This is a genomic window from Pseudomonas sp. SWRI179, from assembly GCF_014268705.1.
In the GTDB taxonomy this organism is placed as follows: Bacteria; Pseudomonadota; Gammaproteobacteria; order Pseudomonadales; family Pseudomonadaceae; genus Aquipseudomonas; species Aquipseudomonas zanjanensis.
In genome coordinates, this window is sequence record NZ_JABWRA010000031.1 from 1 (window position 1) to 14,419 (window position 14,419).

14 protein-coding genes are annotated in these 14,419 nt (G+C 61.7%); 10 read left to right on the plus strand and 4 right to left on the minus strand.

The genetic code is table 11. The features are described 5' to 3' along the window. Positions 1-206: hypothetical protein (locus tag HU767_RS28865; RefSeq protein WP_238349493.1), on the plus strand; the 206-nt coding region annotated here is incomplete at its 5' end. Here HU767_RS28865 and HU767_RS17805 read toward each other — a convergent pair. Together HU767_RS17805 and HU767_RS17810 are read right to left on the minus strand one after the other, a co-directional pair. After that, positions 180-1,673 carry a CoA-acylating methylmalonate-semialdehyde dehydrogenase gene (locus tag HU767_RS17805; protein WP_186730118.1) on the minus strand — a complete coding sequence of 498 codons (1,494 nt, stop codon included), beginning with the start codon at positions 1,671-1,673 and terminating at the stop codon, positions 180-182. The genes HU767_RS28865 and HU767_RS17805 overlap by 27 nt on opposite strands. A 60-nt stretch (positions 1,674-1,733) precedes the next feature. Continuing rightward, complete coding sequence (locus tag HU767_RS17810; protein WP_060739305.1) at positions 1,734-3,083, minus strand: aspartate aminotransferase family protein; 1,350 nt, start codon at positions 3,081-3,083, stop codon at positions 1,734-1,736. Between the two features lie 123 nt (positions 3,084-3,206). On the opposite strand from HU767_RS17810, the gene HU767_RS17815 reads away from it, so the two are divergent. The 6 genes from HU767_RS17815 to HU767_RS17840 all read left to right on the plus strand — a co-directional run bounded on the left by HU767_RS17815 (position 3,207) and on the right by HU767_RS17840 (position 9,719). Further along, positions 3,207-4,127: a LysR family transcriptional regulator gene (locus HU767_RS17815; protein ID WP_186730119.1), complete on the plus strand. Its 921-nt coding sequence runs from the start codon at positions 3,207-3,209 to the stop codon at positions 4,125-4,127. Positions 4,128-4,346: 219 nt separating this feature from the next. After that, entirely contained in the window at positions 4,347-4,997 is a 651-nt protein-coding gene (locus tag HU767_RS17820) for a TetR/AcrR family transcriptional regulator (protein ID WP_186707970.1), read from the plus strand. A 7-nt stretch (positions 4,998-5,004) separates the two neighbouring features. Then, complete coding sequence (locus tag HU767_RS17825) at positions 5,005-5,586, plus strand: YigZ family protein (protein WP_186707968.1); 582 nt, start codon at positions 5,005-5,007, stop codon at positions 5,584-5,586. A gap of 535 nt (positions 5,587-6,121) precedes the next feature. Then, positions 6,122-7,675: an ABC transporter ATP-binding protein gene (locus tag HU767_RS17830; protein ID WP_186730120.1), complete on the plus strand. Its 1,554-nt coding sequence runs from the start codon at positions 6,122-6,124 to the stop codon at positions 7,673-7,675. 11 nt (positions 7,676-7,686) lie between these two features. Next, positions 7,687-8,793 (plus strand): ABC transporter permease, encoded by a 1,107-nt coding sequence (locus HU767_RS17835; protein ID WP_186730121.1) that lies wholly within the window; start codon positions 7,687-7,689, stop codon positions 8,791-8,793. Next, the gene (locus HU767_RS17840) at positions 8,793-9,719 is read left to right on the plus strand and encodes an ABC transporter permease (protein ID WP_186730122.1); all 927 of its coding nucleotides are present in this window, start codon (positions 8,793-8,795) and stop codon (positions 9,717-9,719) included. Before HU767_RS17835 ends, HU767_RS17840 begins: the two co-directional genes overlap by 1 nt. A 53-nt stretch (positions 9,720-9,772) precedes the next feature. On the opposite strand, the gene HU767_RS17845 is transcribed toward HU767_RS17840, so the two are convergent. Further along, entirely contained in the window at positions 9,773-10,207 is a 435-nt protein-coding gene (locus HU767_RS17845; protein ID WP_186730123.1) for a hypothetical protein, read from the minus strand. A gap of 81 nt (positions 10,208-10,288) precedes the next feature. Here HU767_RS17845 and HU767_RS17850 point away from each other — a divergent pair, with 81 nt between their 5' ends. From HU767_RS17850 to HU767_RS17860, 3 genes are all read left to right on the plus strand, one after another. Further along, entirely contained in the window at positions 10,289-10,639 is a 351-nt protein-coding gene (locus HU767_RS17850) for a MerR family transcriptional regulator (RefSeq protein ID WP_186707958.1), read from the plus strand. A 25-nt stretch (positions 10,640-10,664) separates the two neighbouring features. Further along, entirely contained in the window at positions 10,665-11,351 is a 687-nt protein-coding gene (locus HU767_RS17855) for an SDR family oxidoreductase (protein ID WP_186707956.1), read from the plus strand. A 264-nt stretch (positions 11,352-11,615) separates the two neighbouring features. Beyond that, positions 11,616-12,974: an 8-oxoguanine deaminase gene (locus HU767_RS17860; protein ID WP_186730124.1), complete on the plus strand. Its 1,359-nt coding sequence runs from the start codon at positions 11,616-11,618 to the stop codon at positions 12,972-12,974. A gap of 97 nt (positions 12,975-13,071) precedes the next feature. Here the strand turns inward: HU767_RS17860 and HU767_RS17865 are convergent, their stop codons facing one another. Beyond that, the gene (locus tag HU767_RS17865; protein ID WP_186730125.1) at positions 13,072-14,163 is read right to left on the minus strand and encodes a calcium:proton antiporter; all 1,092 of its coding nucleotides are present in this window, start codon (positions 14,161-14,163) and stop codon (positions 13,072-13,074) included. Between the last annotated feature and the right edge of the window lie 256 nt (positions 14,164-14,419).

Sequence of the window (14,419 nt, forward strand, 5' to 3'; positions counted from 1 at the left end):
ACCTACTTAACTCATTGAATCTCAAGGAGTTTTCCGTTTCGACTGCGCCGGAAGTGGGGCGAATTATAGACTTCCAGAATCTGCCGTCAACACCTATTTTAACAATTCTGTCATATCAGCCAAAAAGCCCCGTAAACACAGAGGCCGGTGCCCAAGGGCGCCGGCCTCTTCACTTCCAATTACAAGCTGGGGAAAGCGAATTGTGAAGCCTCATGGCTGGCACGCTGCGGCCAACGCTGGGTAATGGCCTTGCGACGGGTATAGAAACGCACGCCGTCCGGGCCATAGGCATGCAGGTCGCCGAATAGCGAGCGCTTCCAGCCACCAAAGCTGTGATAGGCCACTGGCACCGGCAATGGAACGTTGACGCCCACCATGCCGACTTCGATCTCATCGCAGAACAACCGCGCCGCTTCGCCATCGCGGGTGAAGATGCAGGTGCCGTTGCCATACTCGTGATCATTGATCAGTTGCATTGCCTCTTCCAGGCTATTGACCCGGACGATGCACAGCACCGGTCCAAAGATCTCTTCCTTATAGATACGCATCTCGGGGGTCACGCGATCGAACAGGCAACCACCAAGGAAGAACCCCTCCTCATGCCCGGCCACACTCAAGCCGCGACCATCAACCACCAGTGAAGCGCCTGACGCCACGCCCTCTTCTATATAGCCACTGACCTTGTCCCGATGCTGACCGGTTACCAGCGGCCCCATGTCCAACCCGCAAGACGTACCGGCGCCAATCTTAAGCGCCTTGATTTGCGGCACCAGTTTGGACACCAACGCATCTGCCACTTGGTCGCCGACACACACCGCCACCGAAATTGCCATGCAACGCTCACCGCATGAACCGTATGCCGCGCCCATCAGCGCGCTGACGGCATTGTCCAGGTCGGCATCCGGCATCAGCACCGCATGGTTCTTCGCCCCACCCAGCGCCTGGACACGTTTGCCACGTCGAGTGCCCTCGGCATAGATGTACTCGGCAATCGGCGTCGAACCGACAAAACTCAGCGCCTTGACTTCCGGCGCTTCGATCAGTGCATCCACCGCAGCCTTGTCGCCATGGACGACGCTCAGTACACCCTTGGGCAAACCGGCTTCCAACAACAACTGGGCGATCAGCAGCGTCGAACTCGGATCACGCTCGGACGGCTTGAGAATGAAGCAGTTGCCGCAGACGATCGCCAGCGGATACATCCACAGCGGCACCATCGCCGGGAAGTTGAACGGAGTGATGCCCGCCACCACGCCTAAAGGTTGAAAGTCTGACCAAGCGTCGATGTTCGGCCCTACGTTACGGCTGTATTCGCCCTTCAGGATTTCCGGCGCTGCACAGGCAAACTCGACGTTTTCGATGCCGCGCTTGAGCTCACCGGCTGCGTCTTCCAAGGTCTTGCCGTGTTCCTCGCTGATCAACTGGGCGATACGCGCCTCGTTCTGCTCCAGCAATTGCTTGAAACGAAACATCACCTGGGCGCGCTTGGCCGCTGGCGTATTGCGCCAGGCCGGAAAAGCCGCCTTGGCGGCATTGATGGCCTGCTGGATAGTCGCACGATCAGCCAATGGCACCTTATGAATGGCCTGGCCAGTGGACGGATTGAAAACATCGGCGGTGCGAGCGCTGTCGCTCAGCAGTTCGCCATTGATCAAATGCGGGATGAGGCTCATGGGGACTCCAGAATTATCCACAGGCGCCCGTGGCCGGGCGCCCGTTGTAAAAAGAATGCGTCAGTCGAGTTTGTTCAGCACTTCACCGACTGCATCGAACAGGCGATCCAGGTCCTGTGGCTTGCTGTTGAACGTTGGCCCGAACTGCAGAGTGTCGCCGCCGAACCGCACATAGAACCCGGCTTTCCACAACGCCATGCCGGCTTCGAACGGACGCACGATGGCATCGCCATCGCGCCCGGCGATCTGGATCGCGCCGGCCAGGCCGTAGTTGCGGATGTCGATGACGTTCTTCGCGCCCTTCAGGCCGTGCAAGGCATTCTCGAAATGCGGGGCGATTTCGGCCACGCTCTGCACCAGGTTTTCCTTCTGCAGCAGGTCCAGCGCCGCCAGGCCCGCCGCGCAGGCCACCGGGTGTGCCGAGTAGGTGTAGCCGTGGGGGAATTCCACTGCGTACTCGGGCGTTGGCTGGTTCATGAAGGTCTGGTAGATCTCGGAGCTGGCAATCACCGCGCCCATGGGGATCGCGCCATTGGTGACTTGCTTGGCGATGCACATCAGGTCCGGGGTCACGCCAAAGCTGTCGGCACCAAACATCGAACCGGTGCGGCCGAAACCGGTGATCACTTCGTCGAACACCAGCAGAATGCTGTGCTGGTCGCAGATTTCCCGCAGGCGCTTGAGGTAACCCTCAGGCGGCACCAATACGCCGGCTGATCCTGCCATCGGCTCGACAAACACCGCAGCGATATTGGACGCATCGTGCAGTTCGATCAGCTTCAACAGCTCATCCGCCAAGGCGATGCCACCCTCTTTCGGCATGCCACGGGAATAGGCATTGCTGGCCAGCAAGGTGTGGGGCAAGTGATCGACGTCCATCATGGCCTGGCCGAACAGCTTGCGGTTGCCGCTGACACCGCCGAGGCTGGTGCCGGCGATGTTCACACCATGATAGCCACGGGCACGGCCAATCATCTTGGTCTTGGTCGCCTGGCCCTTGAGACGCCAGTAGGCGCGGACCATCTTCACTGCGGTATCGGCGCACTCGGAACCGGAATCGGTAAAGAACACATGATTGAGGTTGCCCGGGGTCAGGCTGGTGATCTTTTCCGCCAGTTGGAATGACAGCGGATGACCGTACTGGAACCCCGGCGAATAATCGAGAGTACCCAGTTGCTTGGCGACCGCTTCCTGGATTTCCTTGCGGGTGTGCCCGGCGCCACATGTCCACAGGCCCGACAGCGAGTCGTAGACCTTGCGCCCCTTGTCATCCACCAACCAGCTGCCTTCGGCAGCGACGATCAGGCGCGGATCGCGCTGGAAATTGCGATTGGCGGTGTAAGGCATCCAGTGGGCATCCAGCTTGAGCTGGCTAGCCAGGGAACCGGCAGCGTGTTCGGGCATGTTCATCGACAAAACCTCGCAGGTCATAAGCGACAGGGGATCGAAAGGCGTTCTTGCAGCTAAGTTGCCACGACGATAAAGTCAATGAAATCCAACTTTTGTAACCTTCAGTCGGCGGATCACTAAACTATGAGCGCTCGTCGTCCCGATCCTCTGGCCCAGGTCAGCGACTTTGATATTCGCCTGCTGCGCATTTTTCGCAGCGTCGTGGAGTGCGGTGGATTCTCCGCCGCGGAAACCGTACTGGGCATCGGCCGCTCGGCCATCAGCCAGCAGATGAGCGACCTCGAGCAGCGCCTCGGCCTGCGTCTGTGCCAACGTGGGCGCGCGGGGTTTTCCCTGACCGAAGAAGGGCGCGAGGTCTATCAATCGGTGTTGCAGTTATTGAGCGCACTGGAAAGCTTTCGCACCGAGGTAAACGGGCTGCACCAGCATCTGCGCGGTGAGTTGACCATCGGCCTCACCGACAACCTGGTCACCCTGCCCCACATGCGCATCACCCACGCCCTGGCGCAATTGAAAGAGCGCGGGCCCGACGTGCAGATCCAGATTCGCATGATCGCCCCCAACGAAGTCGAGCAAGGCGTGCTCGACGGTCGCTTGCATGTCGGCGTGGTGCCCCAGGCCAGTGCCCTGTCCGGGCTGGAATATCAACCGCTCTACAGTGAACGTTCGCTGCTGTACTGCGCGGTCGGGCATCCACTGTTTTATGTCGATGACCAACAACTTGAAGACGCACGCCTCAACAGCCAGGACGCCATCGCCCCGACGTTCCGCCTGCCGGCCGAGATCCAGGCCCACTACCAGGCGCTTAATTGCACCGCGAGTGCATCGGACCGCGAAGGCATGGCGTTCCTGATTCTTACCGGGCGCTACATCGGCTACCTGCCCGATCACTACGCCAACCTCTGGGTCCAGCAAGGTCGGTTGCGGGCCCTCAAGCCTGCGGCACGGTTCTATGACCTGAGTCTGGCGTCGGTCACGCGCAAGGGGCGCCGGCCTCACTTGGTGCTGGAGAGTTTTCTCGAGAGCCTCGCAGCCACCCGCTAACCTTTTTACACCCTGTGGGAGCGAGCCTGCTCGCGATAGCGGTGTGTCAGCAACAAATATGTGACTGACACACCGCTATCGCGAGCAGGCTCGCTCCCACATTGGTTGGGTTGGCAAAGTCTTTGGTCGAGGGCTTTTTAGTGTGATGGCACTTGTCGGATCGATGCCGGTGCGCTATCAACGCATTTGCTTGCCCACAGACCCAGCCCGGAAACGCCCATGACCTTTGAAGTCCCTGCCCACGGTGGCAAGCCCACCAGCCGCATTCGTCAAAAGAACGAAGAGACGATTCTCAAGGCCGCCGAAGATGAATTCGCTCGCCACGGGTTCAAAGGCACCAGCATGAATGCCATCGCCCTCAAGGCCGGGCTGCCCAAGGCGAACCTGCATTATTACTTCACCAATAAACTCGGCCTGTACGTGGCGGTGCTGAGCAACATCATCGAATTGTGGGACAGCACCTTCAACACCCTCACCGCCGAGGATGATCCGGCCGAAGCCTTGACCCGCTACATCCGCGCCAAAATGGAGTTCTCTCGTCGCCAGCCCCAGGCCTCGCGACTGTTCGCCATGGAAGTGATCAGCGGGGGCGAATGCCTGACCGAATATTTCAACCAGGATTACCGTGCCTGGTTCAATGGCCGGGCCGCCGTGTTCCAAGCCTGGATCGACGCCGGCAAGATGGACCCGATCGACCCGGTGCATCTCATCTTCCTGTTGTGGGGCAGCACCCAGCATTACGCCGACTTCGCCACCCAGATCTGTCGCGTGACCGGTCGCAGCAAGTTGACCAAACAAGACATGATCGACGCAGGCGACAACCTGATCCGCATCATTCTCAAGGGCTGCGGCCTGACACCCACTCTTTAAGATCGCCATGCCCTTTACCCTTGCCGGTTTTTGCGAGCACCGCGAAGAAATTCGCAAAAGCCGCTTCATTACCTTCGCCGCGCCCATCACCAGCCCCGCCGATGCCCAGGCTTTCATCGAGCAGCACAGCGACTTGGATGCCACCCACAATTGCTGGGCCTGGAAACTCGGCGACCAGTACCGCAGCAACGACGATGGCGAGCCGGGTGGCACCGCCGGGCGGCCAATCCTGGCCGCGATCGAAGCCCAGGCCTGCGATCAGGTCGTGGTGCTGGTGATTCGCTGGTATGGCGGGATTCAACTGGGCACCGGTGGGCTCGCCCGGGCTTACGGCGGCGGCGCGAACAAGTGCCTGCAAAACGCTGAGAAAATCGAATTGATCAGCCGCGTGCCGCTGCACTGTAGTTGCGGGTTCGCCGAACTGCCCCTGGTGAAACTGCGCGTCGCCGAGTGCGGTGGGCTGGTGAATGAAGAGCGCTTCACCGCCAATGGCGTGGACCTGCAATTGGCCGTGGGCGAAGCCCACATCGAAACCTTGCAAACGCAACTGGCCGACCTGAGCCGTGGACGGATCCTGTTGGAGCGTTGAGTTCGCAGGCTGCAATCTTTCAGGGCATCGCGCAATCGTTCAACTTGCCCACATCCACTGTGCACCCGACTGTGGATAACCTGAGCACATCCCTCTGTAACCCTTCTGTCATGCGGGTTTCAGCGGGTTGCTCATTTTTCAGCCAAAGTCCTGCAGAAACGACAAATCCATCCACAAAACAACCGCTTGCGGCGGTTTATCACCTTTAGAAGAAAGCCTCGCAGTGCTTATGCCCGAGTTTCCGGCTTGCACACAATAACTGTGGAGCAAGCTGTGGATAACCCGTTCATGGCTCCTTCCGCCCCATGAAGGACATGGCTCACAGCCGCTTGTTCAAATTTTGACCACCCATTTCAGGGCAAACCGCTGCCTGGGCCAGACCCGTGCGCGCCAAGGCGGTGCAGAATTTCCCCACTACAGATGCTCAGACCTGACGCGGAAGGCCTCAGCAACGGCCCTCAAGGCAATTTCCTGACCTGATGGCCAGGAAATTGCTTTATCCACAGGCATTCCTGTCCATCGGCCCGAGCCTGTCATGTCCAACCCCGACTCCATCGCGCGCCTGCAATTGCGCAAGATCAGCAAACGCTACCCCGGTTGCCTGGCCAACGACGCCATCGACCTGAGCATCCAGCCCGGCGAAATCCACGCCCTGCTGGGGGAAAACGGTGCGGGCAAAAGCACCCTGATGAAGATTATCTACGGCGTCACCGCTGCCGATTCGGGTGAGGTGATCTGGCAAGGCCAGCGCGTCAACCTGCGTAACCCGGCCCAAGCTCGCAGCCTGGGCATCGGCATGGTGTTCCAGCATTTCTCGCTGTTCGAAACCCTCACCGTTGCGCAGAACATTGCCCTGGCGATGGGCGCGGCAGCCGGTACGCCGGCGCAACTGGAGCCCCGGATCCGCGAAGTTTCCCGGCGCTACGGCATGGCCCTGGAACCGCAGCGGCTGGTCCACAGCCTGTCGATTGGCGAACGCCAGCGGGTAGAGATCATTCGCTGCCTGATGCAAGACATTCGGCTGTTGATTCTCGATGAACCGACCTCGGTACTCACGCCCGCAGAAGCCGAAGAACTGTTCGTGACCTTGCGCCGCCTGGCGAGCGAGGGCTGCAGCATTTTGTTTATCAGTCACAAGCTCGGGGAGGTGCGCGCGTTGTGCCACAGCGCCACGGTGCTGCGTGGCGGACGCGTCTCAGGGCATTGCACCCCGGCGCATTGCTCGGACCGAGAGCTGGCGCAACTGATGGTTGGCGAGGCTGCAGGATTGATCACGGATTACCCCAAGGTCAGCGCAGACAAAGCCTTCTTGCACATCAACAAGCTGTCTTGGCACAACCCGGACCCGTTCGGCTGCTCGCTACGGGACATTGACCTTGAGGTTTGCAGCGGCGAAATCGTCGGCATCGCCGGGGTGGCGGGCAATGGCCAGGATGAATGGCTGGCGTTGCTCAGTGGGGAAACGCCGCTTCCCCGCCAGCAAGGCGAAACGATTCGATTCGGCGGCCAGCCCGTAGCGCACCTGCGCCCCGACGCTCGTCGCCGGCTTGGCCTGGCATTCGTCCCCGCCGAACGCCTGGGCCATGGCGCCGTGCCGCAATTGAGTCTGGCGGATAACGCCTTGCTCAGCGCCTTCCAACAGGGCCTGGTCAGCCATGGGCTGGTTCGACGCAGCAAGGTCGAACACCTGGCCGAGGAGATCATCCGTCGTTTTGGCGTGAAGACGCCCGACACCAAAACCCCAGCGCGCAGCCTTTCGGGGGGCAACTTGCAAAAATTCATCCTGGGCCGGGAAATCCTTCAACAGCCGAAGCTGCTGGTGGCCGCGCACCCGACCTGGGGCGTGGACGTCGGCGCGGCGGCGACCATCCATCGCGCCCTGATCACCCTGCGCGACGCGGGCGCGGCGATCCTGGTGATCTCCGAAGACCTCGATGAACTGTTTCAGATCAGCGACCGTCTCGGGGCCTTGTGCGGCGGGCGTCTGTCGGCCTTGCGTCCCACCGTCGAGACCCGCCTCAGCGACGTCGGCGCCTGGATGGCCGGCCAGTTCGACGCCCCTCAATCCCCTGCCCCCGCGCCGGTTTAACGGAGTTCCACATGCTGCTTTCTCTCGAACCCCGCGGCCAGCAATCGCGCCTGATGCTCTGGTGCTCGCCGCTCTTGGCCGCCGTGTTGACCCTGGGCTGCGGCTCGCTGCTGTTTATCGCCCTTGGGCATGACCCGTTGCAAACGTTGTACACCCTGTTGATCGCCCCGATCAGCGACCTGTACGGCGTGTCCGAATGGCTGATCAAGACCTTGCCGATCCTGCTCTGCGCCCTCGGCCTGGCAGTGGCCTATCAGGCGCGGATCTGGAACATCGGCGCCGAAGGCCAATTGCTGCTGGGCGCCCTGGCCGGCAGTGCCGTGGCGGTGAACATCATCGACGTGCAGAGTCGCTGGGCATTGGTGTTGATCCTGCTGACCGGCACCCTGGCCGGGGCGGCTTGGGCCGCGCTCACGGCGTGGCTGCGCACGCGCTTCAACGCCAACGAGATCCTGACCAGCATCATGCTCAATTACATCGCCCTGAACCTGCTGCTCTTTTGCGTCCACGGGCCGTTGAAAGACCCGGCGGGGTTCAACTTCCCCGAGTCGGCGATGTTCGGCGAGGCCAGTCGCCTGCCGTTACTGCTGGACGATGGCCGGGTTCATGCCGGGCTGTATTTCGCCCTGCTGGCGCTGGTAGCGGTGTGGGTCTTGCTGCAGAAAAGCTTTGTTGGTTTTCAGATCAAGGTGCTGGGCCTCGATGCCCGCGCCGCTGGTTTTGCCGGCTTTCGCCAGAAGCCGCTGGTGTGGCTGGCGCTGCTGATCAGCGGTGCGCTGGCCGGTCTGGCCGGCGTCTGCGAAGTCGCCGGGCCGATCGGCCAACTGGTGCCGCAGGTGTCGCCGGGCTATGGCTATGCGGCGATTACCGTGGCATTCCTCGGGCGCCTCAATCCGATCGGCATTCTGTTTGCCAGCCTGTTGATGGCCCTGCTGTATATCGGCGGTGAGAGTGCGCAGATGTCGCTGAACCTGCCCCAGGCAATCACCCAATTGTTCCAGGGGATGATGCTGTTTTTCCTGTTGGCCTGCGACGTGCTGATTCTCTACCGGCCACGCCTGAACCTGCGCTGGACTCGGCGCGCCCGAACGACCGCGGTACAGGCAGGAGCCTTGTGATGGATATCGACCTGTTGAGCAATATTTTCTATGCCATGGTTCGCTGCGGCACACCGCTGCTGCTGGTGGCCCTGGGTGAGTTGGTTTGCGAAAAAAGCGGCGTCCTGAACCTGGGCCAGGAAGGGATGATGCTGTTCGGCGCGGTGATTGGTTTTATCGTCGCGTTCAACAGCGGCCACCTCTGGCTCGGCGTGCTGTTGGCAATGGCCGCGGGGATGCTGTTGTCGGCATTGTTCGCGCTGGTGGCGCTGGTGTTCAACGCCAATCAAGTCGCCACCGGACTGGCGCTGACGATTTTCGGGGTGGGCCTGTCGAGCTTTGTCGGGGCGGCCTGGGTCGGCAAGCCGTTGGCCGGCTTCGAGCCGCTGGCCATTTCCTACTTGAGTGACATCCCGCTGATCGGACGAATGCTGTTCGCCCAGGACCTGCTGGTGTACCTCTCTTTTGCGCTGTTTGCGCTGGTGGCGTGGGTGATCGTAAAGAGCCGCGCCGGGCTGATCATCCAGGCCGTCGGCGAGAACCCCGATGCCGCCAGTGCCATGGGCCTGCCGGTGTTGTGGGTGCGGACCTTGGCGGTGCTGTTTGGCGGCGCCATGGCCGGGTTGGCCGGCGCCTATCTGTCGCTGGCCTACACGCCGATGTGGGCCGAGAACATGAGCGCCGGGCGCGGCTGGATCGCCCTGGCGCTGGTGGTGTTCGCCAGTTGGCGGGTGTGGCGCCTGCTGCTGGGCGCCTACCTGTTCGGCCTCGCCAGCATCCTGCACCTGGTGGCCCAGGGATTGGGGTTGGCGATTCCGTCGAGCCTGTTGGCAATGCTGCCGTATGCCGCGACCATTTTGGTGCTGGTGTTGCTGTCCCGGGATGCCGTGCGCACGCGACTGTATGCGCCGGTGTCCCTGGGGCAGCCTTGGCAGGCGGGGCATTGAGAACCCTGTGGCGAGGGAGCTTGCTCCCGCTCGACTGCGCAGCAGTCGCCTGCCTATGAGGGGTGCTGCGCCCCCCAGCGGGAGCAAGCTCCCTCGCCACGGACGGGCAGCATCTGCATGACGCCCCACACCACTTCGAAAAACAGGAAAACCCACAACACCGCACTGGCTCCATGAAGCAGCGCATACAGCATCCAGGCCGAGAACAGAAACCGCCCCACCGCGTCATAACGCCCATACAGCGCCTGCGGATCACGAATCCGCAGCACCGCCCACACGCAGACAATCGAGCCCATCAGATTCACCATCAGCACATGCGCCGGCGCAAACGGTGGCAGGTCCCCAGGCAGGTCAAAGAGCTGAGTCATGCTCACCAACACGCCATGCACCGCCGCAAAGCTCCACGGCGTGGCCAGCGCGGCCGACACGATCAGGTCGTACCAGGCGCTGCCAAGCACCACCCGGCGATATTGCATCGAACTCCACATACACGTTGCTCCAGATAATCGAGGAGCAAAGAGGCTAAAGCCTGGGGTATGCTCCAAGGTCAAGTCCTCTGGAGCTTCGCAATGCGTATCGGTGAATTAGCCCAAGCCTGCGCCGTCAGTCGAGACACGCTGCGTTTCTACGAGCAACGTGGCCTGATCGCAGCATCGCGCAGCGCCAATGGCTATCGCGACTACCCCGCCGACATCGTCCAACTGGTGCTCTATATCAAGACCGCCCAGCGCCTGGGCTTTACCCTGGGCGAGATCGGCGCGAGCGTCGCCGCCCTGTGGAACGCCCCCGACCCCGACTGCGCCGTGACGCAATTGCTGCAAGACAAGCTGAACCTGATCGAAACCCGCATGACCGAACTCGACGCGTTGCGTCAAGAGCTGAAACAACGGCTCGGGCAACGTTGTCCATTAAACCCGTGACCTTTTTCTTTCAAGGATGCCCCTCATGACTTCGGCAAGAAACGCATTGATCATCGGCGCCTCCCGGGGCCTGGGCCTCGGCCTGGTGAAGACGCTGCTCAGCGATGGCTGGAACGTGACCGCCACCGTGCGCAACCCGCAGAACGCCGAGGCTTTGAAAGCGCTGGGCCCGGTGCGGATCGAAAAACTCGACATGGACGACCAGCAAGCCGTCATCGCCTTGAGCCAGCAGCTCAAGGGCGAGACCTTCGACCTGTTGTTCGTCAACGCCGGGGTCAAGGGCCCGGATAACCAGAGCCCGGGCGGCGCGACGCTGGCCGAAGTCGGCCAGCTGTTCTTCACCAACGCGGTGGCGCCGATCAACCTGGCCCAGCGCTTCGTCGGCCAGATCCGCGACGGCAGCGGCGTGCTGGCATTCATGAGTTCAGTGCTGGGCAGCGTGACCATGCCCGACGCGCCGGAACTGGCGCTGTACAAGGCCAGCAAGGCAGCGCTCAACTCCATGACCAACAGCTTCGTCAGCCAACTGGGCGAGCAGTCATTGACGGTACTGTCGCTGCACCCGGGTTGGGTAAAGACCGACATGGGCGGCGAAGGCGCGGACCTCGATGTCGAGACCAGCACCCGTGGGCTGATCGACCAGGTGAACGCCTTCGCCGGCAAGGGTGGGCATCACTTCGTCAATTACAAAGGCGAAACAATCCCCTGGTAACCACCCGATACCTGTGGCACACCGATCCCCTGTGGGAGCGGGCTTGCTCGCGAAAGCGGATTGTCATTCAACATAGATATCGCCTGATACACCGCCTTCGCGAGCAAGCCCGCTCCCACATTTGATCTCGGCGAGCTCTGGAAAACTGCAGCACAACCTGAGTAAACTCCGCACCTCGCCCTATCCAATGGGCGACCCTGGATCAGCAGACAGGGCATCACTGAGCTGGCTAACCTGAACCCACTTTCAGAGGAGCCGGCCACCATGCCTGCGACCCGTACCTGGTTAAAAAATCCCCTCGCCATTTTCACGGCCAACGACCTCGATGCCCGTGGCGGTCTCGTCCTGCAGGACGGTGTGATCGTCGAACTGCTGAGCGCCGGCCAACAACCCGCCCAGCCCTGTGACCACGTCTTCGACGCGCGCGAGCATGTGATCCTGCCGGGGTTGATCAACACCCATCATCACTTCTACCAAACCCTGACCCGCGCCTGGGCACCAGTGGTGAACCAGCCGTTGTTTCCTTGGCTAAAGACCCTCTACCCGGTGTGGGCGCGGCTGACTCCGGAAAAACTCGCCCTGGCGAGCAAAGTGGCCTTGGCCGAGTTGCTGCTGTCGGGCTGCACCACGGCGGCCGACCATCATTACCTGTTTCCCCAGGGCCTGGAAAATGCCATCGACGTGCAAGTGCAAAGTGTCCGTGAGCTGGGCATGCGGGCGATGTTGACCCGTGGCTCCATGAGCCTGGGCGAGGCCGACGGTGGCTTGCCACCGCAACAGACCGTGCAGCAGGGCGAGGTGATTCTTGACGACAGTCAGCGCCTGATCGCCGAATACCACGAGCGCGGCGACGGCGCACAGATCCAGATTGCCCTGGCGCCCTGCTCGCCGTTTTCGGTCACGCCGCAGATCATGAGCGCCAGCGCCGAGCTGGCGGAAACCCTCGACGTTCGCTTGCACACCCACTTGGCCGAAACCCTCGACGAAGAAGCGTTCTGCCTGCAACGCTTCGGCCTGCGCACCGTGGATTACCTGGACAGCGTCGGCTGGCTCGGCCCTCGGACCTGGTTGGCCCATGGCATTCACTTCAACCCTGACGAAATCGCCCGACTCGGTGCCGCCGGCACCGGCATCTGCCATTGCCCCAGTTCGAACATGCGCCTGGCCTCGGGCATTTGCCCGACCCTGGAGCTGACCGCCGCCGGCGCACCCGTGGGCCTGGGTGTCGACGGCTCGGCATCCAACGATGCCTCGAACATGATCCTCGAAACCCGCCAGGCGCTGTACATCCAGCGCCTGCGCTACGGCGCGCAAGCGATCACGCCGGAGCGCGTACTGGGCTGGGCGACCCGGGGCTCGGCGCAACTGCTCGGGCGCAGCGATATCGGCGAATTGGCCGTGGGCAAACAGGCCGACCTGGCGCTGTTCAAGCTCGATGAGCTGCGCTTCTCCGGCAGCCATGACCCGGTCTCGGCCCTGCTGCTGTGCGGCGCGGACCGGGCGGATCGGGTGATGATCGGTGGGCAATGGCGGGTGATCGACGGGCAAGTCGAGGGGTTGGACTTGAAGGGCTTGATTGCCGATCACAGCCAGGCGGCGCGGGAATTGATCGCCGGCGCCTGACCCAACGCCATCGCGGGCAAGCCTTGCTCCCACAGTTTTCATGAATCCCATAGATTTGCATTGATCTGTGGGAGCAAGGCTTGCCCGCGATGCTCTTCTAGAGGCCCAGCAGGGACAACATGATAAACGTCGCGAACAACACAAAATGGGTCATGCCTTCGATGGCATTGGTTTCACCATCGTTGAGGTTGATCGCGCAGACGATCAGGGTGATGAAAATCATCACGGTCTGCACCGGGGTCATCGCCATCTGGAAAGGCTGGCCGGTGTAGAGGGCCATGGCTTCCATCACCGGCACGGTGAGGATCACGGTGGACAACGACGCGCCCAGCGCGATGTTCACCACCGCCTGCATGCGATTGGCGAGGGCCGCGCGCAGGGCGGTGAGGATTTCCGGCGCGGCGGAGATCGCCGCTACCAGGATCGCCGTGACCACGGGCGGAGCACCCGAGCCTTCCAGCCCCAGGTCGATGGCCTTGGACATCACTTCAGCCAACGCACCGATCACCACCACGCCAAACACCAGCGCACCGATGGAAATCGTCAGGCTGATAGGTTCTGGTTCGTTTTCCACCGGTTCTTTCTTGCGGCGCTTTTCCGGGTAGCTGTAGCTGAAGAAGTAACTGTGGGGCCCGACCTGCATGCGCAGGAACAGCGTGTACAACACGATCATCGCGCCGATGGTGAAGGCAGAATAGGTTTTCCAGCTATCCCGGGGGATGAACTCCGGCACCACCATCGACACGCCCATGGCCGTGAGAATCATCACGCTGTAGGTGCGCGCCGAATCGTCGTTATAGACCTGCTCGCCATGCTTGATCCCGCCCATCAGCGCCGCGAGCCCGAGGATGCCGTTGATGTCGAGCATCACCGCCGAGTAGATCGTGTCCCGCACCAGCGTCGACGAGGCTTCGTTGTTCATCATGATCGCCAGGATCACCACTTCCACCAGCACCGCCGACAAGGTCAGGATCATGGTGCCGTAAGGATCACCGACCTTTTCCGCCAGCAACTCGGCGTGATGGGCTACGCGCATGGAGGCGGCGACGATGAAACCGATCAGGACCAGGCCGCCGATCAACGCCACCAGTTGCCCGCTGCCCAGCAGCCAGTGCTCCAGCGGGTAGGCGACACATACGGCGGCCAGCGCCAGCAACAGCAGTTTTTCTTGCTTGATCAAAGTGAGCATCGCGGGCCTGTCACTGTGAACGGATCATGAGTTACTGACTGTGGAGGGACGCGAACGTTTCGTCCGATTGTGACGCACCAGGGGGTGGCGAGTGGCTGGCAGGTGCACCGTTATCGATCTGGACGGCCCCATCGCGAGCAAGCTCGCTCCCACGGGTTATGCGGATGTAGAACCTGTGGCGAGGGAGCTTGCTCCCGCTCGGTTGCGAAGCAACCGTAAAAAACAGGGCCGCTGCGCAGCCCAGCGGGAGCAAGCT